At 45.4% G+C, this 21,833-nt stretch carries 26 protein-coding genes; 5 read left to right on the top strand and 21 right to left on the bottom strand.

Annotation, left to right across the window (positions count from 1 at the left end; all coding sequences use genetic code 11):
- Positions 1-97: 97 nt before the first annotated feature.
- Positions 98-253 carry a hypothetical protein gene (locus DEH07_00680; GenBank protein ID HBY03075.1) on the bottom strand — a complete coding sequence of 52 codons (156 nt, stop codon included), beginning with the start codon at positions 251-253 and terminating at the stop codon, positions 98-100.
- A gap of 57 nt (positions 254-310) precedes the next feature.
- Complete coding sequence (locus DEH07_00675; protein HBY03074.1) at positions 311-541, bottom strand: hypothetical protein; 231 nt, start codon at positions 539-541, stop codon at positions 311-313.
- A gap of 316 nt (positions 542-857) precedes the next feature.
- Between DEH07_00675 and DEH07_00670 the strand changes: the two genes are divergently transcribed.
- Positions 858-2,102: a hypothetical protein gene (locus tag DEH07_00670; GenBank protein ID HBY03073.1), complete on the top strand. Its 1,245-nt coding sequence runs from the start codon at positions 858-860 to the stop codon at positions 2,100-2,102.
- A 46-nt stretch (positions 2,103-2,148) separates the two neighbouring features.
- On the opposite strand, the gene DEH07_00665 is transcribed toward DEH07_00670, so the two are convergent.
- The 17 genes from DEH07_00665 to DEH07_00585 form a co-directional block, all read right to left on the bottom strand.
- Positions 2,149-2,604, bottom strand: coding sequence for a DUF441 domain-containing protein (locus DEH07_00665; GenBank protein ID HBY03072.1), 456 nt, complete (start codon positions 2,602-2,604; stop codon positions 2,149-2,151).
- A 96-nt stretch (positions 2,605-2,700) separates the two neighbouring features.
- Positions 2,701-3,342, bottom strand: coding sequence for a Fe-S cluster protein (locus DEH07_00660; GenBank protein HBY03071.1), 642 nt, complete (start codon positions 3,340-3,342; stop codon positions 2,701-2,703).
- A gap of 1 nt (position 3,343) precedes the next feature.
- Positions 3,344-4,054, bottom strand: a complete 711-nt coding sequence (locus DEH07_00655) for a cobalamin biosynthesis protein (GenBank protein ID HBY03070.1) — start codon at positions 4,052-4,054, stop codon at positions 3,344-3,346.
- Positions 4,055-4,083: 29 nt separating this feature from the next.
- Positions 4,084-4,860 (bottom strand): ABC transporter ATP-binding protein, encoded by a 777-nt coding sequence (locus tag DEH07_00650; protein HBY03069.1) that lies wholly within the window; start codon positions 4,858-4,860, stop codon positions 4,084-4,086.
- A gap of 16 nt (positions 4,861-4,876) precedes the next feature.
- Positions 4,877-5,731, bottom strand: a complete 855-nt coding sequence (locus DEH07_00645; protein HBY03068.1) for a phosphosulfolactate synthase — start codon at positions 5,729-5,731, stop codon at positions 4,877-4,879.
- A gap of 91 nt (positions 5,732-5,822) precedes the next feature.
- Positions 5,823-7,070: an MFS transporter gene (locus DEH07_00640; GenBank protein ID HBY03067.1), complete on the bottom strand. Its 1,248-nt coding sequence runs from the start codon at positions 7,068-7,070 to the stop codon at positions 5,823-5,825.
- A gap of 83 nt (positions 7,071-7,153) precedes the next feature.
- The gene (gene spoVAE, locus DEH07_00635) at positions 7,154-7,510 is read right to left on the bottom strand and encodes a stage V sporulation protein AE (GenBank protein HBY03066.1); all 357 of its coding nucleotides are present in this window, start codon (positions 7,508-7,510) and stop codon (positions 7,154-7,156) included.
- An 18-nt stretch (positions 7,511-7,528) separates the two neighbouring features.
- Positions 7,529-8,539, bottom strand: a complete 1,011-nt coding sequence (spoVAD, locus tag DEH07_00630; GenBank protein ID HBY03065.1) for a stage V sporulation protein AD — start codon at positions 8,537-8,539, stop codon at positions 7,529-7,531.
- A gap of 10 nt (positions 8,540-8,549) precedes the next feature.
- Positions 8,550-9,041: a stage V sporulation protein AC gene (gene spoVAC, locus DEH07_00625; GenBank protein HBY03064.1), complete on the bottom strand. Its 492-nt coding sequence runs from the start codon at positions 9,039-9,041 to the stop codon at positions 8,550-8,552.
- A 140-nt stretch (positions 9,042-9,181) separates the two neighbouring features.
- Complete coding sequence (locus DEH07_00620) at positions 9,182-9,376, bottom strand: hypothetical protein (protein HBY03063.1); 195 nt, start codon at positions 9,374-9,376, stop codon at positions 9,182-9,184.
- Positions 9,377-9,434: 58 nt separating this feature from the next.
- Complete coding sequence (sigF, locus tag DEH07_00615; GenBank protein HBY03062.1) at positions 9,435-10,220, bottom strand: RNA polymerase sporulation sigma factor SigF; 786 nt, start codon at positions 10,218-10,220, stop codon at positions 9,435-9,437.
- A gap of 31 nt (positions 10,221-10,251) precedes the next feature.
- Positions 10,252-10,686: an anti-sigma F factor gene (locus tag DEH07_00610; GenBank protein ID HBY03061.1), complete on the bottom strand. Its 435-nt coding sequence runs from the start codon at positions 10,684-10,686 to the stop codon at positions 10,252-10,254.
- Positions 10,687-10,700: 14 nt separating this feature from the next.
- Positions 10,701-11,039 (bottom strand): anti-sigma F factor antagonist, encoded by a 339-nt coding sequence (gene spoIIAA, locus DEH07_00605; GenBank protein ID HBY03060.1) that lies wholly within the window; start codon positions 11,037-11,039, stop codon positions 10,701-10,703.
- Between the two features lie 212 nt (positions 11,040-11,251).
- The gene (locus tag DEH07_00600; GenBank protein HBY03059.1) at positions 11,252-12,409 is read right to left on the bottom strand and encodes a D-alanyl-D-alanine carboxypeptidase; all 1,158 of its coding nucleotides are present in this window, start codon (positions 12,407-12,409) and stop codon (positions 11,252-11,254) included.
- 81 nt (positions 12,410-12,490) lie between these two features.
- On the bottom strand, positions 12,491-13,366 hold the full coding sequence (locus tag DEH07_00595; protein HBY03058.1) for a serine hydrolase: 876 nt from the start codon (positions 13,364-13,366) through the stop codon (positions 12,491-12,493).
- Between the two features lie 5 nt (positions 13,367-13,371).
- Positions 13,372-14,100: a hypothetical protein gene (locus DEH07_00590; GenBank protein ID HBY03057.1), complete on the bottom strand. Its 729-nt coding sequence runs from the start codon at positions 14,098-14,100 to the stop codon at positions 13,372-13,374.
- A 177-nt stretch (positions 14,101-14,277) separates the two neighbouring features.
- Positions 14,278-14,478 carry a hypothetical protein gene (locus tag DEH07_00585; GenBank protein ID HBY03056.1) on the bottom strand — a complete coding sequence of 67 codons (201 nt, stop codon included), beginning with the start codon at positions 14,476-14,478 and terminating at the stop codon, positions 14,278-14,280.
- A 70-nt stretch (positions 14,479-14,548) separates the two neighbouring features.
- Between DEH07_00585 and DEH07_00580 the strand changes: the two genes are divergently transcribed.
- Entirely contained in the window at positions 14,549-14,899 is a 351-nt protein-coding gene (locus tag DEH07_00580; protein ID HBY03055.1) for a toxin-antitoxin system HicB family antitoxin, read from the top strand.
- 135 nt (positions 14,900-15,034) lie between these two features.
- Positions 15,035-15,877 (top strand): NAD-dependent deacetylase, encoded by an 843-nt coding sequence (locus tag DEH07_00575; GenBank protein HBY03054.1) that lies wholly within the window; start codon positions 15,035-15,037, stop codon positions 15,875-15,877.
- A 5-nt stretch (positions 15,878-15,882) separates the two neighbouring features.
- Here the strand turns inward: DEH07_00575 and DEH07_00570 are convergent, their stop codons facing one another.
- Together DEH07_00570 and DEH07_00565 are read right to left on the bottom strand one after the other, a co-directional pair.
- Positions 15,883-18,438 (bottom strand): hypothetical protein, encoded by a 2,556-nt coding sequence (locus tag DEH07_00570; GenBank protein HBY03053.1) that lies wholly within the window; start codon positions 18,436-18,438, stop codon positions 15,883-15,885.
- 62 nt (positions 18,439-18,500) lie between these two features.
- The gene (locus DEH07_00565; GenBank protein ID HBY03052.1) at positions 18,501-18,728 is read right to left on the bottom strand and encodes a hypothetical protein; all 228 of its coding nucleotides are present in this window, start codon (positions 18,726-18,728) and stop codon (positions 18,501-18,503) included.
- A gap of 456 nt (positions 18,729-19,184) precedes the next feature.
- On the opposite strand from DEH07_00565, the gene DEH07_00560 reads away from it, so the two are divergent.
- Entirely contained in the window at positions 19,185-21,494 is a 2,310-nt protein-coding gene (locus tag DEH07_00560; protein ID HBY03051.1) for a hypothetical protein, read from the top strand.
- Between the two features lie 47 nt (positions 21,495-21,541).
- Positions 21,542-21,739 (top strand): hypothetical protein, encoded by a 198-nt coding sequence (locus DEH07_00555; protein ID HBY03050.1) that lies wholly within the window; start codon positions 21,542-21,544, stop codon positions 21,737-21,739.
- Positions 21,740-21,833: the final 94 nt, after the last annotated feature.

Genomic DNA, 21,833 nt, shown 5'->3' with positions numbered 1-21,833 from the left:
TGTTGCTTTGCTTAAGCATTGAATCTCACCCGCATAGCGGGCGGTTTTTTGTTCTCCTGGCTAAAATCATGCCAGGAGAACGCACTAAAGTAGAAAATCAATAAACCTCCCCAAGAGTCGGGGAGTCCATACCTCCAATAATGTTCAGCAATGTGCTTTTACCAGAGCCGCTGGGGCCCAGGATGACGATTAGTTCTCCTTCGTAGATAAAAAACGAAGTCTCTTTTAAGGCTTCAACCGTTACTTCACCCATTACGTATGTTTTGGTTACACCGGTTAACTGGATAATCTCTTTTTTACCCACGGTTTTTTAGCCTGCCCAATCTTCATCTTCATTCTTAATCCAGTCCCACGGTATCAAGCCCTCCAGCCTTGCTCCAAGCAATGCGTCGGTTAAAATCTTATGCCCCTCCAGGGTGTTCGAAAGAGCCCCTTTTTTAATCATCTGTCTATAAATCTGGCTCTGTGTCATGGGCCAGTATAACCGCAGAACCCTGTATGCCTCTTTGATTAATTGTAATGTTTTCCCCCGAATAACCATTCTCTCACCCTGCAAGCTTGTTTCATTATAAAAACCTTTTACTATAAATAATTCGTCAAGCTAAAAATACTTCCTCCAAAGGTATGCCAATATACTTGTAAAACGACCAAATTAACTGCGGCGGGTCTTTATTTGCCTCTTTTTTATCATAATTATTGGCGCATGCAGACACCTATTTTACACGTTTTAACATATTTAATTATTATTTACTGCAATCGACATTAAAAGACAAAATATCTAAAGGTAAAAAGACGGACAATGTAAAATATTTATTTTTACAGAAAGAAATTATGGGAGAGGAGCCAAATAACAAAGAATGAACGCAGCAAATCTGCCTGCCGGTGGCTTTGAAAACAATTCTTTAAAAGAGCAATCAGAAGTAAATCTAAGCTGGGCGGACAAGAAAATGGAGTTATTATTTGAAACCCCTGAAGATTTCCGGCCCGCCGGATTAAAACAAGTTAATCTAAAAAATGTCAAACACAAGCAAAAAAAAAGAGCGCTGCTTAAAAACGGTGAACAGTTTCGCATGATCTTTGAAAACAGCGTTGACGGCATCATATTGACTCTTTCCAACGGTAGTGTTCTTTTAGCAAACCAGGCTGCTTGCCGGATATTCGGTTTTCCCCCGGAAAATATTTTTGAAATTGGCAAAGATTCTTTGTTTGATTCCAACGATCCAAACTTTTTACCTGCTTTGAAGGCCTTGAGAAAAACGGGGAAGTTTAAAGGCGAATTAACGCTTTTGCGAAAAGACGGAACCAAATTTCAAGGCGAACTTCATTCAAACCGTTTTAAAGATACGTTGGAACGCAGCTTAAACTGCATAATTATTAACGACGTAACGGAACGCAGGCTTATTGAAAAAGAAAAAACTAAGATAGACAGACTATGTCTGATTGGCGAGATGGCAGCCGGTATAGCGCATGAAATCAGGAACCCGATGACAAGCATACGCGGTTATCTGCAGATTTTAAAAAGCAAAAAAGAATTGGCAGGATACTCGGATATTTTTCAAATTATGATTGATGATCTTGATAGCGCAAATTCAACAATCAGTGAGTATCTTTATCTGGCCAAAAATATGGCTGTTGATTTAAAACCGGTTGATCTGAACACTGTCCTGGAAGAATCCTGCCTCGCAATAAAAGATGACCTTGTAAAAAATAATTTGAGAATTAACTTTGAGCCGGGAGAAGTCCCCAATTTGCTTTTAGACAGTCAGCAAATCAGACAGATGGTGATCAAACTCATCCAAAACGGTTTTGAAGCTTCGCCGCCTGGCGGTTATTTAACATTGAAAACATTTCTGGAAGATGATCACGTATTTTTACAGGTTAGTGATCAGGGCAATGGAATAGCTCCCGAGATAAAGGGAAAAATTGGCATGCCTTTTTGTACTACCAAGGATTACAAAAAGGGACTCGGCCTTGCGGTCTGTTTCAGCATCGCGTTGAGACACAACGCACATATGGAAATAAAAACCGGAGCAACTGGAACAACAGTTTTGGTCAGGTTTAGATTAATACCCTCACTTTTTAATTATTATACTGTTTGTTAGATTTAAGGCGATACCGGCACGGAGCACCTGAAACAAATATGAAGCTTTAATGTCTGAATAAGCCAATAATATTCAGAAAAAGAGCCGTTAACCCTGCTGCCATCAACGGACCTACCGGAATTCCGCCAAAGAATGTAATTCCAATAATCGATCCGATAACCACTCCGAAAATTATCTCGGGATCAATCTGCAGCAGCTTTAAACCGTCACCGTTTAAATAAGTGGCCAGCGCCCCACCTAAAATTGCCAGGATCCCCGGCAGGCTGAGGAAGCTGTATAAGATCTCGTTTTTGGTAATTTTTTCTGTGGCCACAGGGACCAGAATTGAAAGAAGCAAAAAAAGCAGTCCTATTTCAAGACCTCTTTTTTCAAGAAAAGGGAAAAACATATCCAGGCTGGAGAACTTCAGGACAAGTAAAATGCAGGCTGCCGAGGAAATCAGGTTTGAACGGGCAACAATACCGACTAATAATAATACTACAAGCATATAAACGCCGGACATATATTTTCACTTCTTTTCTTTGAAGACAAGTTATCTAAAATATATGCCGGGTTATTAACGAGTATGGCAAGGAGTTCCAAGTATTAATGGTTAAGTCTATGGATTTCCGGCCAGGATCCTGATATCTTCAATTCGCACATGCAGGCCGCAGCTTTTTTCCAGGATCATGTTGATTATGCCGGTATGGTTCAAGTTCATCATACAGAAACCGGGCAGGAAAGTAGCCCGGCAGCCTAAATTCGGCTCTTTGGCAAACTCGGCCGCGATACCTTCAAACCCGATCATATGATAGGCAATCACGTCTTTTACCTCAGCATCCCTGGAGTAATTAGGCCCCACCACCCAGGTGTAAAGCAAACCGGTAATCTGATCCGCATGAATTACAGAGAGGACATGCGGAATCGGGCAGCCGGCCCCCATCGGTCTGCCCAGAACCAAATCGCCTGTTTTTATACTTAATTTCTCAACAAGATCACTCCGGAAAGGAAGAACTATTTTACGCGCTGAAATTTCCCCCGGCAGGGGTTTCAGCACAAACTCATACTTGTTCCCGAGCACATCCGCGCCGGAATAGACAGCTTCACTTGCCTGGCCAGTTTTTTTAGCAGAATCAAAATACGGGCAGTCTTCATATTCCTTTTGACCGGCCTTGATTAACTTCAGAAAGCCTCTGCAGCTGTCCAGACCGCACAGGCCGCAATTTTTCCCCGGTGGGACCCAGGGCTGTGTCAACCGCATATTATTCACCTCTGTAAAGGTTATCAGCAATATTACCGCCTAATTTTTTAATTATTCCAAAGTGGCGCTTCCAACCGATTTCTTTTTTCCCGATGCAGATCGTGCAGGTGCCAAGAGGCGGGCTTCCCTTTAATGATAAATTTTCCTTATCAATATCGGGGGATTTTTGAATGAGCTCATAGAGGCGCTGCAGAGAAGTCCCTTGAAGCGCATTTGTCTCCATAAGGATAATCTTACGGTGGACCTCCTTAATTTTTTGGATCATCACTTCCCGCTCCGCCTGACTGACCAGGTCTATCTTGGTGATCATTGCTATATCAGCCAGGCTGACCATTGCGCCCATTTTTTCCGGGGCATGGATGCCTGAGATCGAGCTGAGCACTACTATGCCCAGACCCTGGTTTAAATAAGGGGAGCAGCGCAGACAGAGTCCGGCGCTTTCAACGATAAAAAGATTGGCATCCAGGCTTTCCGCCCAGTCTATGGCGTCGCCCAGAACCATAACAGAAGCATGATCCGGACAGAGGTCTCCCGAATAGATCTTTTTTGTCATAATATTAAATTCTTTGTTCAGTTCAATATCTTCAAAGGCCTTGACAACATCTATTTTTAAGAAAGCTATACGCATTTCGTCTTTAAATCTTTTCACTATTTGTTTGGTCAAAGAGGTCTTTCCCGCCGATGGCGGGCCGGCTATTACTACAAGTTTCATTTTTTCACCGTCCATTTTTATGTTGATTTCTAGGCAAAATTTACGGCCAATTCGTTTGTCAGGATATTGCCGGATCTTAAATTTTCCCGGAGAATACTTACTTTTTTGTCCAGTTCCATAAGTTTGTGGGCAGTTTTTACTTCCAGTTCGTTCTGGTTGATTACCCTTGTCACGCCGCCGTTTTTCATAATAATTCTTTTTTTGGTCAGCAGCGCAATCACCGGATCATGGGTTACAAAGATAACAATTTTACCCGAACTCTGAATCATTTCAAGAACTTCCTGTTTAAAAATACCAGCGTTTTCAATCTCATCAAGCAGTATCACTGGCGCCAGGCCTATTAGAACAGCATCGGCTATTAAAAGCGACCTGGTCTGCCCGCCGGACAAAATCGTAACTTTGGTTTCCTTGATAATTTTTTCTCCGGTAAAATTATTGGCCAGTTCAATAGTATCACTGATGATTTGATGGCCTTTAATTCCGCGTGAGCGCGCATGCAGCTCTAAAAAATCTTCTGTTGTCAGATCGGCAAAACACTTTGTATTTTGAGTAATCATGGAAATAGGCTTCATGGAGGGATTGTATCTGTACTCGTCTAAGGGCGATTCTCCATTGATAAAGATTTTGCGCCCGGTTGAAGTATCTTCTTGGGCTAAAAGCTCAATATCGGTGATCAGAGCGGTTTTTCCGCTGCCTGTAGGTCCTATAATGGAAACAGTTTCACCGGTTTTTAAGGTTAATTCCGAAAAGTTTTCTTTAATACCGGCCTTATTAAACCCCGGAAGAATAGTAATATCGTTAATCATGCTCTTCCTCCTCATTCTACACAAAATGGGCAAAAGTATCCGAACGGAGGCCTACTCTTAGTGCTTCCAGTGAAAAAACTTCATGCGGGGGGATATTGCCCAGGCTGACATTTGGTCCGAACTTCTTAATTAATTCCTGCTGCTGGCTTTTAAGTGGCGCTTCCCAGATAATTCTTTTCTGATCACCCAGAAGGGAAATCAATTCTTCGAATTCATCCTGAATGAACTGACCTTTGTGATCATAAAGGCCGGCATTAATACCCGAATCCCTCCCTTCAACAATCACAAAACGGGCGCCGTTTTCAAAATCTTTTTTTATTTGGTCAACCAACTGACTGGGTGTTAAACGTTTTGAAGAATCTTTCTTGCCAACCTCGGTTAAAATATTAAGATCCAACCCCGCTGCGAAAGAAATCGCCTGCCGCCGGATTTCCTCAGTCATCAGGATTGTTCCGTCGGAGACCTCTATGGCTGTGAAACCAATACTTTTCATCCTGTTCAGGTATTGTTCCATTTTATCCTGCAGGATTGCCACCTCCAGGAAGGTCCCCCCCGGATATACATCCACGCCAAAGGATTGGATTAAATGGACTTTCTCTTCCAGGATCTCAGGCGGATATAATGCCGATGTGCCAAAACCAAACTTTATAAAATCAATGTAAGAGGAGGATATTTCAAGCAGGTCTTTCGTTTCGACAAGGCCCGTGCCTTTGTCTATAACCATTGTTACACCGGTATCTCTCGGCTTTTGGATCCTCTCTTTTGCAGGAAAGAAAATTATACCTTCCCAAGTATTTTTTATTTTTTCTCCCAAAAAAGACACCTCCTGGCGCAAGGATGATCCGGATACATATTTTGGTTTAAAACTCATCACAATAACGTATTCTAGTAATAATTGGCTGGTTACTTGTCAAAACAAGTTATATTCAGGTTATAATGTCTTATTTATCTATTTTTGCCTATTATTTACCTGCAGTGTTTTTGTCCCCGATTGTTATTTCTTTAGTCCGGATAAAAAAAACCGCCACAAGAAAAGCTGCCGCCGCCAGTGATGCAGATCCCAAAAACATAAATAACTCACTCTTTTTCATAAGCAGGCTAAACAGAGGCGGGCCGATGGCAACCCCCCAAAAGCGGACCCCTCCGTAAAGAGAGGTCACCAGGCCGCGTTTTTCACTTGCTGTTACGCTGGTTATTACAGTATTCAGGCAGGGCAGGACGAATCCGGCGCCGACGCCAATTAAAGAGATAGCCGCAAAGAAAAAAATAATTTGTTTGAAAACACCCAGCGAAGCAAGGGCAGCCGCAATTACTGCCAGCCCGGATACCACGAGCCATTTTAATACCAGGGCATTTTTTTTAATAAAGATCATCCCTGTAACATACGAAGTGATGCAGAGGAACAAAACAGGGACAGCTAAAACGGCCCCTTTTTTGATCCCGTCATAATGGAAAGCTGTTTCAAGGTGATCCGACAAAAAGAAAAGCACACCGAATAAAAGAAGCAGCGCTGTCATCCCCCCAATAAATGAGGACAGCAGCAGGACCGACTTTTTCTCAAACAGGGACAGGAATGATTTGAAATACTGCCCTATACCCTGGTCCGACTTTTTGGAAGCAGCTTCTTTAGTCAGCAGCCAGATGCCTAAAACAACGGGGATGACGGCAAACGGTAAAAAGAGAAAAGCCGCGTACCAGCTTAATAAACCAAGCAAAGCACCCAGAACCGGACTGACAACCTTGCCAAAACCGTTTGCCGCCTCAATTACACCGAGGGCTTTCGGACGCAGTTTTCCAATATAAAGATCGCCGCAAAAAGCCATCGCCACGGGAGCAGTTCCGGCTGCCCCGATCCCCTGAAGGACACGGCCAAGAAGAATAATTGAAAATGCGGCATGTTTAAAAAAAAGAGCTGCCAAGCCTGCCAGGACTCCACCCAGACCATAAAGGATGAGGGAGGGGATAATTACTTTTTTACGGCCGTACCGGTCTGATAAAAAACCCGCCAGGGGGATGACCAAACCTGCCGGGACTGAAAAAAGTGTAATCAGCAGGCTTACTTTTAACTGCGTAAGACGCAGGGCGCTTTTTATCTCGGGCAGGACGGGAATCAGAAGCGAATTGCCCAGCACCATGATAAACGCGACACTGCTTAAAGCAGCAAGGACCGCAACCTGTAATTTATCCGGGCCGCTATTCTGGTCGTTCATCTTAGCTTATCGGCTTATCCTTTTCTTATATTTTAGGACAGGGGTTTTGCTATTTGCAAAAGCAGGTAAAATTTGATGTGGAATTAACCTTTAGCCCGGAAAAAAATTGAAGCAAAGTAGCCAAAAACAACTGCGGCGGTAATTCCTACCGCGGTTGTAGTTATTCCGCCGCTGAACACACCGAGCAAGCCTTTCTCCTGAACCCCCTGAACGGCGCCCTGGGCAATTAGATGGCCGAAACCGCTCAACGGGACCGTCGCTCCCGCTCCCGCCCAGTTAACCAGCGGCTGGTATAAGCCGAAAGCGCTGAGCAGCGCTCCGGCGGTAACAAATCCCACAAGTATATGAGCGGGAGTAATTTTATAGCTTGTCAAATCCATCAGCAGCTGGGCAACCACACATATTAACCCTCCAACAAGAAAAGCCTTTAAAAAAATCACCTTCAATTACCCCCTTGATTAAGACTCGATCAAGATTCCATGACCTATGCCGGGAATAGTTTCTCCCTGCTGTGTGCTGCAGGGGCTTAAGAGAGCCCCGGTACCCACTACGAACATGCGTTTTAAACCTCCTGCAGCCATTTCCTTGAGAAAGTGGCCGCAGGTAACCACACCGACGCAGGCACATCCGCTGCCGCCGGCATGAGTGTCCTGTTCGGGAAAGTAAATCATTGCCCCGCAGTCCTGATAACGGTCATCAATATTAAAACCTTTTTGTCCCAGCAAGCTTACCACTAGTTTGCGGCCGTAGATGCCAAGATCGCCCGTAAGAAACAGATCATAATCACCCGGCTGCCGCCCGGTATCCCAAAGATGCCTGGCGATAGTATCCGCAGCTGCCGGGGCCATTGCGGAAGACATATCCAAAGGGTCACCCTGCCCCAGGTCGACTACTTTTCCGATTGTCGCGCTGGTAATCCTCGGCCCGGCCCCGCTGCGCGCCAGCACTATTGCCGAGGCGCCGGTAACTGTCCACTGAGTGTGTAAAGGACGCTGGACCCCCTGCTCGATTGGAAAACGGAACTGCCTTTCCGCCGAACCGTAATGGCTTGATGTACCCACCAGCACATATTCCGCGAAACCGCCGTCAAGAAGCATCGAACCTATTGCGCTGCTTTCCAGCATCGTCGAGCAAGCCCCGTATAAACCCAGAAAGGGTATCCCAAGATCGCGTGCTGTAAAATTTGCGCTGATGATCTGGTTCAGAAGATCGCCCGACAGCATGTAGTCGATATTTTCGGGAGTCAAACCCGCCTTGCGGACAGCGTTCTGCATAACCTCCAAAAGCATCCTGCGTTCCGCTTTTTCCCATGTTTGTTCACCGTAATAATCATTGCCGATAACTTTGTCAAAACTTTTTGCTAAAGGTCCCTGTCCTTCTTTTTGACCGGCTATTGTCGCCGCAGCAATGATTACAGGCGGATTTTGGAACCATACTGTTTGTTGGCCAACTTTTTTAGGCGCTGTCACAAAAGCCCTCCTAGCGGAAAAGATAATAGAAAATCCCGATAGCCCAACCCGTAACGATGCCAAAAACAAGCACCGGTCCCGCAACTGTAAATAACCTTGCCCCGACGCCAAGAACCAGGCCTTCCCCCCTGTACTCCATCGCCGGAGAAACCATGGAGTTGGCAAAGCCGGTAATCGGCACAATTGAACCCGCCCCGCCCACTTTGGCAATTTCGTCATATACACCCAGGCCGGTAAGCAGAGCAGCTAAAAAAATAAGAGTGGCTGATCCGGCAGCTCCAGCTTCCTGCAAACTTAGACCCAAACCCTGATAAAGGTTTAAAAAAACCTGCCCGATTACGGCTATCAAACCGCCGACGACAAAAGCCCCGGCGACATTGCGCAGCAGGGGAGGTTTGGGCCTGATCTCCTTCACTATTTTGGCGTATTCTTTTTTTTGTATTTCCAGCGGTTGTGTTTCCATTACCTGAACCTTTCTTTCTTTTTTTATAATTTCCCTCATCTTAATATGATTTATAAGTGGCAATTACAGGCTTTGAGAAAAAAAGGGGCGGATTTTCTTCCGCTCCCCGTTTCGTGGCTTTTAAGTTGAAGAATTTTCATTTTTCTGCTGGCGCCGCTTGAAGCGGCATGAATGTGTAATTATATCTTTTGAGCAATTTTAACATTGGCTTTGTAATCGGTTACCTGGCCTTTATCTACATTGGCTGTAAAATTAACAACCTCCACTCCCACTATTTCACCAGCCGTTTTAGCAGCTTCATCAACGGCGCTCTGCACTGCGTTTTTCCAACCGCTGGGAGATGATCCGACAAGCTCTAATACTTTGATCTGCATTTTAAAAACCCCCTCGCTAAATTATTTTTTTTATTTTGTGCGGAGAGATTTTTTTTATTCATGTTATTTCCTCGCGGTTTTCCAGCATATCCTTAAGTCTCCTTAAAGCCTGTCTTTCCAGCCTGGAAACCTGCACCTGGGATAAATTTAAGCGGCGGGCCACTTCAATCTGCGTCTTATCTTCAAAAAACCTCCACATTAATATTTTCCTGTCCCTTTCCGGGAGGTACAGCAACAATTCCTTAATTGCCATCCGGTCCAGGAGCGGAAGCTCGTCGTTATTTTCTCCGTGCAGCTGATCAAGCAGATAGATGGGGTCGCCTTCATCCTGATGAAGCGTTTCATAAATAGAGGCAGGCCATTGGGAGGCTTCAAGAGCTGTGACAACTTCTTCCCTGGATACACCCAGATCCCCGGCAACTTCTCCGATTGAAGGTTCGCGCCCTAACCGTCCGGCCAGCCGTTCCCTTGCCTTATGCACTTTGAAAGCCAGTTCCTTGATGGAACGGCTGATCTTAACCGGGTTGTCATCCCGTAAAAAACGGCGTATTTCCCCAACGATCATCGGTACTGCATAAGTGGAAAATTTCACGTCATAATTCAGGTCAAACTTATCAATGGCTTTCATCAAACCGATGCAGCCAATCTGAAAAAGGTCTTCCAGTTCGTATCCGCGGCCCTGAAAGCGCTTAACGAGGTTAAAAACAAGTTTAAGATTGCAGTTGATCAATCTTTCCCTGGCATTAACATCGCCCGCCTTGGCGGACTGAAGCAATTGGCGCATTTCCCCGTCCTTAAGCAGCGGGAAACGGGGCAGATTCATTTCCAGTAACTTGTTGCCCATTGAACAACTACCTACCTTGATTTTCAGCTGGTTAAACAGTAACCTTCGAAATTGCCGACTTAACCATAGTCACTGTTGTTCCCTCACCCGGGGTAGAATCGACATGCAGGCTGTCCATAAACGACTGCATAAAAACAAAACCAAGGCCCATCCGTTCCGGATCTGTCGAATAAGTAAGCTGCATAGCTTTTTTAACATCCGGGATGCCTACGCCGTGATCCCAAATTTTTAATTCCAGAGCTAAATCACCAATTGACATGCTGATAAAAACTGTACAATCAGTTCTGTTTTCATAACCGTGTACAATAGCATTAGCAACCGCCTCAGAAACAGCCACCTTTATTTCCTCAAGATCGTTTAAGGTAAAATCAAGCTGTGCGGCAAAGGCGGCTACTGTTACCCTGGCAAAAGCAACATTGGCGGGAAGACTTTGAAATTCAAGTTGAGCGTGATTGATTACCTGCAAATTTTAACGCCTCCTTACCCTACCCTGGAAAGGGCGGCTTCTTCAGAAGAATATTCTTTCATTATGGTCAGCAGTCCCGACAGGGCGAGCACGCGCCGAACCTGCGGCTGCGCTCCCACCAGTAAAACTTGTCCTCCCTGTGCGGATACGCGGTTATAGCGTCCCAGGATTACGCCCAGACCTGAGCTGTCAATAAACGTAACATTTCTCAAATTAATCACCAGGTGTTTTGTTTTGCTTTGATCAAGCATGCCTTCCAGAGAATTACGCAAAAAATCCGTTACACCAAGGTCAAGCTCCCCCTCAAGCCGGACCAGCAGTGTATCCTGGTTAATTTCAACATCAAGACTCAATCAGCTTTCATTCCTTTCGTCAAAAAGGTGTTGCTAAATCTTACCATATTTTGCGTCAAAAGGCAATAAAAACGCTTCTTCCTTGAAAGAAGCGTTTTGTTTAGCAAGTAGGGACGGTTCTTGCTTGCCTTGCCTTTAGCAAGCAAGAACCGTCCCTACTTGCTTACTTGATGAATTTTTCGTCCTTCTTCCGGGGCATGCATATTTATTACTTACCAGCGGCCGTGAAGAGCCTTGTTAATCTGCCGCATGAAGCCGGCCCTTGGTATTTCCCCGCCGGCAACAAGCGGAACCGAAAGCACTTGCCGGTTATCTTTTAATACTTTGTAAGAGCCAAGCCGCTGGTCTTCGGCAACGGGCGCTGTAATCCGGCTGGGCAGTTCCAGGCTGGTTGTGAATCCTTTTTCTTCTCCCCTGGGCACTACGATGATTACCTGTTCTTTAGTAACTGCCGTAGCTTTGTCCTCAACGCCCCTGCTTACTTTAACTTCGCTGACCTTTTCACCGCGTGAAGCAAATTTCACCGCTTTGTATCTCGCAAAGCCATACTTGTAAAACTTTATCGACTCCCTGAAATGGCTCTGCGGCTCGGGAGTTCCTAAAACAGTAACGATCAGCCTTAAATTATCTTTTATTGCTGATGAGGAAAGGCAGTATTTAGCTTCCTCGGTCCAGCCCGTCTTCCCCGAATCAACCCCGTCATACCACTTCAGCAGCTTGTTAGTGTTCCAGAGTTTAAACTTTCCTCCCCGCAGATCATATTCGTAAATTGAGGAAAGTTTTACAAACTGCGGGTGTTTAATACACTCGCGCAATATTTCCGAAAGGTCGTACGCAGAAGAATAGTGGCCTTTTTCCGGAAGGCCCGTGCAGTTTACAAAAAAAGTGTGTTTTAAACCCATATCGGAAGCGCGTTTGTTCATCAGCTGGACAAAAGCTTCTTCCGTACCTGCAATATGTTCCGCCAGGGCTACACTCGCATCATTGGCGGACCCTATGGCGACAGACAATAAAATTTCTTCCATGCTCATTTCTTCGTCAGGCTCAAGATAGATCTGCGACCCGCCCATCTCCCAGGCATTTTCACTTGCCACAACACGATCGTTGAGTTTAAATTTACCTTCTTCTATAGCTTCAACCGCCAGCAGCAACGTCATTATCTTGGTTACACTGGCCATCGGCAGTTCCTTGTCAGCCTCTTTGGCAAACAGAACCTTGCCGGAATAGGCGTCCATCAACACGGCGGATTCGGCTGTGGTCTCCAGGGACGGAGCCGCCTGACAAACGTTTTTGGGAAGAGCAGCCAGGCAAACCATACTCAGACTCATTAAAAAAACAAGAAAAACAGCACCCGTCTTTTTTAAAAACATTTTTTAACCTCCCTATAACTGTCTGTCCTAACATTCTTTTAAAGTTATTTCTATTATGCGAGAGAAAATCAAACTTATACCCTACTTCGAACTGTGTAATTTTTCTTGATAATCATAAGCCAGCTTGCTAATTCTTGCTATATCACGGAAACCTTCATCCAAATCCTTTACACCGCTGGAGAGAACAACGAGAATATACGGGCGCGAACAGAATACGACGCCGGCGTCATCAGCAACCCCTTCATCAAGATCGCCTTCCTTATGAGCAACCATAACATTCTCCGGCAGTAAACCGGGGAGGCCGACATGATAAATTGAATGGGACAGATCATCAAGCAAACGGTTTCCTTCAACAGGGCGCCGTCTTGCAAAATCCAGAATTTCCTGAACGTAAAGACCCATGTCCCTGGCTGTGGTAAGGTTACGCCCGCCCGGATAAACTGTCTTCCCGCCAAGCCCCTTCATAAAGTTGATGAAATTTTCACGGCCCAGGCTCCGGGCCAACATGCGAAAAGCTATGTTATCACTGATTGTCAGGGAAAGAGTATTCAAAGCGCGGACAGAATAACGATCCCCTTCCTTGGCGTAATAACGCAGGACCCCGTTTCCCCCCTCATAATCCGTAAACTGCTGATATGTAAGACGGGTATCCCAGTCAATCTTTTTTTCCGCTGCAAGAGTGGATAAGTAAAGGGAAAACGGCATTTTTACAGTGCTTGCCGCTATCATCGGATTATTTTCATTAATACCGAAACTCTTTCCCGAGCCTAGATCCTGAAAATAAATTCCGTATGAGTTACCCGGTCTTTGGGCGACAAATTCTTCAATTTGTTTTTTAAGCGGCGCATAATTCGGCTCCTGCTGAGAGGAGGCTGCCGGATCCTGGAAAGCCGAACAGGAGCCAATTAAGAAAAACAACAAAAGAACAGCCGAAAGATAAATTTTTTTAGGCGCCATTTTTATTAAACCCCTTCTTCAGAAAAATAATTTGCAACGCCCCTGAATATTGCCCAGGATGCCCTGGTCTGGTAGAAAGGTTCTGTTAATTCCTTCTCCTCCTCAAGGTTGCTTAAAAACCCGACTTCTACGATTACAGCAGGCGCTCTTGAATTTCTGCAGACGAAAAAATCGCCCGGAAGCGCCTCACGGCCTGAATCAACCAGGCAAATGTTAAGCTGGGACTGTATGCTTTTGGCCAACTTTTTCCCTTCCACCGAACCTGACTGATAAAAAACCTGCGCGCCGTATTCCCCGGAACCTGAAAATGAATTCAAATGGATGCTTAAAAGAACATCGGCGCGGGATTGCTCCGAAATTTTCACCCGGTGTGCAAGATCTTCCACTTTATCCGGGACATTGCCGGCGCCATTGCCGGGTTCTTTATCCTTGTCCCGGGTTAAAACAACCTTGGCGCCTGATTGCCTGAACAAAGAAGCCAGGCGCTTGCTGATGGATAAAGCAACGTCTTTTTCAAGTACGCCCGATGACCCGACAGCCCCCGGGTCTATTCCGCCATGCCCGGGGTCCAGAACAACCGTGCGTTTGATCATTTCAAAAGATGTAACCGGCTGCGCGGCCAAATTCAAATCTTTTACAGGCTTTTCCGCACCCAGACCCGTTCCAGGCAAACAAACCATTGCCGGAGCTAACAAAAAAAGGATAATTAAATATTTTTTCACAGGCTCCCCCAAAATCAAAATCTCTTTCTTAAATTAAGAGTTTACAATCTCACAAACATTTATGTTTTTTAAGAGCCGTTATTTTTTTACAGTATAAATAATAAAAACCCCCTGCCGGAATGTTCAATATCATGAACTTTCCTAAAAAGCACGAGGTTTTTCAACAGGATTTTTATAAAACTGCAGTTATTAAGGTTTGCGTGAATATATTTTTATAAATCTTTCCAGGGAACGATCATAGGTTCTTTCATCTTCCGGAGGGAAAAAGCAGCCCGGCAACTGCCGCATTTTCCAGTGGTATTCGACGCATTCACAGCACTTCCCCTTGCGTGAGCATGATTCGTATGTACAGGGGCATTTTTTCTTGTTCAAATCAACATGGCACTCCATTGATTAATCTCCTTTTTTACATGCGGATAGTCTGCTAAAATTATAATGGTGGGAGAAAGGGGTTGTAAATATGCAAGTAGCAGAGTATATGAAACTGCCTTATACCAGAATCATTCAGGAAGTGAACGACGAAAGCGGGCATTACTTTTACGGCAGGATAATGGAGCTGGATGGTTGTCAGAGTACCGGGGAAACACTGGAGGAACTATATAAAAACCTCAATGAAGCCCTGGAGGGATATAGATATATTGAAACCAAAATTGAAAACAACCTGGAAATTCCACGGCCTGCCCACCAGGAAGATTATAGCGGCAAGTTTATAGTAAGGGTTCCGAAATCCCTGCATATGAGGTTAGTTGTAGAAGCCGAAAGAGAAGGAGTTTCCCTAAACCAATACGCACTTTACAAACTAGCCAAATAAAGCATACCCAAAAACTAAATAGTTTACAACTAAAATGAAAGGCACTCGCAAGGGTGTATTCGTTTTTAATCCGCAAATTTCATTTGATGCAGAGCGTCGGTTCAAATAAATTATTTTAGTCAGGAGTTAAGCAAAATGGAGCTTATAGAGAAATTCGAAATCGCGGCCCAAGCCATTCAAAATGCCGGGGCATTGGTAATCACCGCCGGTGCGGGAATGGGTGTGGATTCAGGATTGCCCGATTTTCGCGGCCATCAGGGCTTCTGGAATGCCTACCCGGCATACGAGCGACTCGGCATGAGCTTTATCAGCGCCGCCAACCCTTCCCACTTTGAGGCAGACCCGGCTTTTGGCTGGGGGTTTTACGGACACCGCACAAATCTATACCGTTCCACAATTCCTCATCAGGGGTTTAATCTTTTACTGCAATGGATCTCTAATTATAACCTGGATTATTTCGTGGTAACCTCGAATGTAGACGGACAATTTCAAAAAGCAGGCTTTAGTGAAGAAAAGACCTGGGAGGCGCATGGTTCTATTCACCATCTGCAGTGTGTAAAGCCATGCGGTACGAATATCTGGAGCAACAAAGAAGACGTACCCGTTGATGAAAGCACCATGCTTGCCGGGCGTATTCCGGAGTGCCCCCGCTGCGGCGCAACAGCCAGACCGAACATCCTCATGTTCGGAGATTATTCCTGGCTGAGCAAACGTTCGGACGACCAGGAAGACAAGTTTCAAAATTTTTTAAACGGCCACCGCCAGGATCTTCTTGTCGTAATTGAGATGGGCGCCGGAACGGCAATCAGTACAATCCGCAATTTAGGCGAGCGGCTGGGTTCAAGCCGCCGGGCCCTGGTAGTTCGCATCAACCCGCGGGAACCTGAAATTTCAAAGCCTCATTTATCAATTGCCTGCGGCGCGCTGGAAGGCTTGACGGGAATTCAGGAGGCTCTCTCAAAAGACAGCGATTCTTAAACTGGTTAATGCCTGAAATTAATAACACGCGGTTTTAATAAAATCAGGTTGTTATGTTCTTCCTCCAGACTTTCGACGAAGACATCGGCAATCAAAGGATCAAACTGCAGACCGGCATATTTTTTAATCTCGTCAACAGCTTTTTCCTTGCCAATGGCATTTCTGTACGGACGATTGCTGGTCATTGCCTCATAAGCGTCCGCGATTGCCAAAATCCGGCTTTCCAGCGGAATTTCTTCGCCTTTCAGCCGCAAAGGATAGCCCTGCCCGTTCCACCACTCATGATGTTTGAGAATCCAGTCCGCTATCGGCAGAAGATCCGGCGCCGACTGGGCGATACGGCTTCCTATCTCACAATGGCGCTGCATTTCCAAAGCTTCCTCAGGGGTCAGGGGGCCGGGTTTAAATAATATGCGATCTGCCAAACCTATCTTGCCTATATCATGAAACCTTGCCAAAAGGCGGAGGTCGGATAACTTATAATCCGGCAGGCCGGCTGCCCTTGCCAAATTGGTAACCAAATCCTGCAGCCTCTTCGAATGATTGGCAGTAATGAAATCCCTGGCTTCAAGTGTTTTCATCAGGGCCTGCACGATTGTGCTGCGCGCGCTGCGGCTGCGGTGCAGTTTTTCCCGCGACATATTATTATCCGCTTCTTTAAATAGATCCAACATACTGCAAGATGTTCCGCTGCAGACAGCGAAACCTATCGAAATGCTCAAGGGCAGTTCGGGGTGTTTCTCATTATATCTCTTTACGTTAAAGGCAATCCTATGGCAGGCGTTTTCAACCTGGCGCCTGTCGCAGCCGGGCAAAAGAACGGCAAATTCATCTCCGCCGATTCTCGATACCATATCCCCGGTACGGAAAGGATTCTTAATTACTCCTGCGGCAGCAACCAGCAAGCCGTCTCCGGTATTGTGGCCAAAGGTGTCATTGATCAGTTTAAGGCCGTCCACGTCGCAAATAATCATTCCAACGGAAGTATGCCGCCCCTCTCCCAGGCGGCGCATCTCCTCTTCAAAATAAGCTCTGTTATAAAGCCCGGTGAGCGCATCGTGCATGCTCAAGTAAGTAAGGTGCTCTTCAACTTTTTTCCTTTGAGAAATGTCGTTCATCACAAAAAGAATGCATTTTTCCCCGCTTAAATTTATTGTATCAGCGGAAAGCAGTCCTACACATCCATGCCCGTCCTTTTTATTGAACTTTATTTCAAGGTTATGAATTACTTCCTGCTCCTGAATCATCTTGATCGCTTTCGTATAGGCCATCAGATCCGTCCAAAAATTAAGCTCAGCCACTGTCCGTCCGATGACCTCCTGTCTTATATACCCTGTAGCATTCAAGAAACTATTGTTTACATCGATAACTCTGTGATCGGAACGGCCTATAATCAGCATGAGGTTTGGGCTGGCGCTGTATGCCTTCGAAAAACGCTCCTCTGATAAACGAAGTTCCTCTTCCGCTCTTTTGCGCTCAACCGCATTAACCAGTACTTCACCAGCCATTTTAACAAGTGAAACGACCTCGCCGGTCCACTTCTTTTCACGGCGGACAGTATCAAGACCAATAAACCCTACCATAAGGCCGCCATATGTTATTGGCGCAACAATAAGCGAAAGAACGTCGTTCTCTAGAAGAAATTCTTTTTCGGCGTAGTTTTCCGGGGGGAGGTCTTTGACTTTGGAAAAACAAATATTTTCATTTTGGTTAGGTTTCTTTAACCACCACGAAAAACTTTCAGCCAAAAATCTGAGGTAGCCGGCAGGCAACTCTACACCCTGAGCGCTCCAATTGTAAGCCGCATAATTTTTATTCTCCCCATCCTTGTTGAAAAACAAAAAATAAGCGCGGTCAGCTCCTGCATATCCTCCAACCGTTTCCAATGATTTGTGTATGCCCCCGTCTATTTCGTCCAGAGTAAGGCTGATAAATTTTGTTGAAATAATCTTAACCATTTTCTCAAGGGAAAGCCGGCTGTTCAACTCGCTGCGCCGCTGCGCCTCTATATCCGAAAGCCCTCCGATAAACCAGCTTATTAAATACATCATACAGACTATAATTAATTTTGGTTCTTCGCCTGAAAGTTGAATGCCGAATACTCCGGCAGGGAAAAGCTTATCGCAGAAAAATAAAATGCCGGCACATATGGTTGACATAATCAATCCGGCATTCTTGCCCATTATTGAGGAAGTGACCAGAATGGGTAAAAAAAACGCCACCCAACTGTAAGACAGTTTGCCTCCCATGATAAATAAAGTTAGCATGGCAATTATCAAAGAGAAAATTATATAAAAGAGATCAGCCCAGGATTTGGTTTTAAATTCCGGTGATTTTGGATCTCTGATCAGCGAAGAAGTTTTTGTAAAATAAAGAAAAACGCCGCCAAAACAAACCATACTGACTAGCAGAAAAAGTCTTATATTGACGGCAGGGAACAGTTCTTTTGGATGCAGGTTACTGCTGTAGATAAACAAATATATTAAGATAAGCAAAGAAAATAAGTGAGCGGCGCTGACGTGGTCACGTATTTCTTTTTTCTTTTCGTTATCTGAATTCATTTTATTAACTCTCCAAAGCTATACCCCTTTTTTACATTCTTAGCCGGTCTATAAGCAAGTTTTTATAATGCCCCGCTGAATCCGGGCCGGAAAATAATTCTTTCCTGGTAATAAGTCTCGCTCCGGTCTTTTAAGATATTATGCTGGGAAAAATCCAAAAGCTTTTTTTGGAATGCGATATTTGTCTGATTACCTGTCAGGTCGTGCTCGCAGTATGGACAAATCCACCTGTCCCTGGAGCTTGAACTGTAACTTTCACCGTTGCAAAAACTGCAGTGTTTTTTAACCATTTTGATAACCCCTTTTATTTAGTATCTCCTCTAAAATGTTGTTTCTGATATTTTAATATTCGGTGAAGTGTTCTCAAAACTTGAGGCTGGACAAGCCTTTTCCGGCGCCAATTATTTCATGAAGAAAACGGCGCCGGCGCCAGCGTGCCTACCTTGTTCACTGAATACTTACCTTGCTGGAATTACGGGAGTATTTTTCCCTGATAACCAGGCAAAACACAGTTAGAAAAATTTTTTCCTTGATCCTTGGAACTTTCGGGAAAATTTTTGTGTCTAACAGATTAGAGTTTAATTTTTTAGCCAGTCAATCAAATATCAGATGCACCAATGTACGCGGCTCTACTCTTAAAAAACAACGAAGCATCAATTAAAGGAGGTGTTGGGGCTTTAAAAGGGAAAGCCGGCCCGTTATTAAAATGAAGTTATTTAATTTCTAAAATAGGAGGGAATTATTTAGTGCGCAAATCTAAAAGACTAATTGCTATTTTAGCAACAGTTGCCTTACTGGTAACAATGCTTATCCCGATGACCGCCGTTCCTGCGCTGGCCTCGGGCAGCATCTCTGTTTTATCCGTACCGTCCCTTATTGATGACCCTACGAATCCACAAATCGCAGGTACAGTTAAAATCACCGTGCCGGCCGGATCACTTAAAAAAGGCGACAGTGTACTTTTCAAACTACCTGATGGTTTTAACTTCTTTACTGCACCTAAAACTGATGATACTACTGATCCTCCAAAGCATTTAGCATTTGCCACCACGCAAGGAGCAAATGACAACTACGTTTTGGTAAATCCTACGATTTCCGGCGGAGATCCTAACGGCCTGACGGCTGATAAGGTTCTCGTAACCGTGATTGATGCCGAAGATGAAGTCCAAATCACAGCTGATGCTGCCCAGGACGTTGTCAACGATTTCGTCATGTTTATTTACTTCGGCGGATTAGAAGTTGAAGAAGGAACCAACGATGACTGCGTGGTAAACTTTGACGCTGCCGGTTCCTCGTCATTCCCGATTGGCGATGTGACTATTGCCAAGTGTTCAACTACCGGTAAAGTAGTCCTTGCACCATCCGGTCAGGACACCTCCAACAGTGACTTCGATTTTGACCTTCGGGTGAAGGAAGAAACTGCCGGCTCTCTGGAGATCGGTAAAGACTCTCTTGATCTTGAACTTCCCGACGGATATGTCTGGACCAGCCCCACACTGAATAATTTCTATGTTGCGCCGCGTTGGGGACAAGGCATCTTTGTTGACGTACGGTATAATAATAACAAGGATACTTTATACCTTGACTTCGAAGGCGCTGACCGTGATAAAGGCGGAGCTTTAGATTTTGACGCAAGTGAGGTAGGTAAAGATACCACTGAGGCTTCCTGTTGGGATATAAACGGATTCTTTAAATTCACAGTCGATGACGAAGAAGACTGCGAAGTAGGCGCCATCATGGGCCAGATAGGCGGCGAGAGCAACACTAACGTTACTGAAGGACCTCTCGGAACCTTCGGCGAATTTGGCAGCAAGGTTTCCGCTGAAGATGTCCAGGATGACCTCATTGCCGGTCAGGCTGAGCAGGAAATCGGCGACTTAATTATTGAAGAGTCTTTGGAACAAACTCTTGTTGAAGGCCGTACAATTACAGTTACCCTTCCCGCCGGAGTGGCCTGGTTCCCGGTATATGACTATGCTGTAAACGGTGGAACGCTTGGCGACCTGGCCGACTTCGATAAAGACGAAGGTTGCTTTGTTGAATTCTCAGCGTTCTCCGGAACAGATGACCGCACCGCCAAGTTCATTGTTAAAAATGACTCAAGCGATGCAGCCAAGATCAAGCTGAAGAACTGCAAAGTTTCCATCGAGGCCGGTTTTGAAGGCGACCTTAAAGTAACCGTAGGCGGAACTGCCGGCGTAACAGGTGAAGCTGTTCTCGGCACTGTGAAAGCTCCGTGTACAGCAACAGCTGACGCCACTCCGAGCGTTATCATCGGCGCTTCCGGACAGGCTGCCGGTACTGCGACCATTAAAGAAAACATCAAGGAAGGCTTTATTGAAGGCGGTACTGTTGACCTGACCCTGCCCACCGATGTTGAATTCGACGGAACCCCGGATGTGAAAGTTACCGAAGGGAATCTGAAGATCACCAACATTATGCGCAGCTCGGACAACAGACATGTTTACTTCGACATTGACAGCAACAGCAGCACCCCGAGCACAGTCGTAGTAAGCAACATTAAGCTTAAGATTTACCGCACCGTTCCCGAGGGCGCCATTGCATTGAAAGTTAAAGGCGATGGAGCAGTAGAGACCTGTGCATACGATAAATGGGCCAATTCAGATGTTGCCGCAAAGACAACTATCGCTGTCTGCGCCACACCCGCTCCTAGCGATGAAAAAGCAACCGTGGTGTTCAAAATTAACGACACCAGCTTCACAGTTAACGGCGTAGCCCAGACCATGGACGTCGCTCCGTACATCAAAGACGGCCGCACCTTCTTGCCCGTCAGGTATGTTGCTCTGGCCTGTGGAGTATCAGCTGACAACATCCTGTTCAGCAACGGCAAAGTTACTCTGATCAAGGGCGACAAGGTTGTCCAGGTGACAATCGGCAGCAAGGTCATGCTCATCAACGGCGCCGCAATTGATATGGATGTAGCCGCCGAAATTTCCAACGGACGCACAATGCTTCCATTCAGCTTTATTGCCAGGGCGCTTGGAGCTTCGGTATCATTCGACTCAACTGCCCAGACCGTAACAATGACCATCTAAACTTAGTTATAAAAAAAACCGGGTTCCTTAAAAGGAGCCCGGTTTTTTTGCCCGTGCAAAATAATCTTTTTCCAAAAGACGCAAGTAGGGACGGTTCTTGCTTGCCTTACGGCTTTTCAAGGAAGCAAGGGACGTTCATTTTGCTTCCAATGAATGCATTCCTAACCGCCTTTGCAGTACCCGATTGGTCCTGTCTGAAGCAAGCCGGTGGCGCTGACGGCACGCAGCATTTAGGCAAACAATAATACGGCTCCCTAAGGATATTTAATAACTCTTATGGATCCCTCTCATAAACAGAGTGGAGCAACTTCAGTATCTGGAAGGGGTAGCTAGGGAGGC

This window comes from Desulfotomaculum sp., from assembly GCA_003513005.1.
Taxonomy (GTDB): Bacteria; Bacillota; Desulfotomaculia; order Desulfotomaculales; family Nap2-2B; genus 46-80.
Note: the sequence above shows the minus strand (reverse complement) of the source record. Positions and strands in the feature narration are given on the sequence as shown.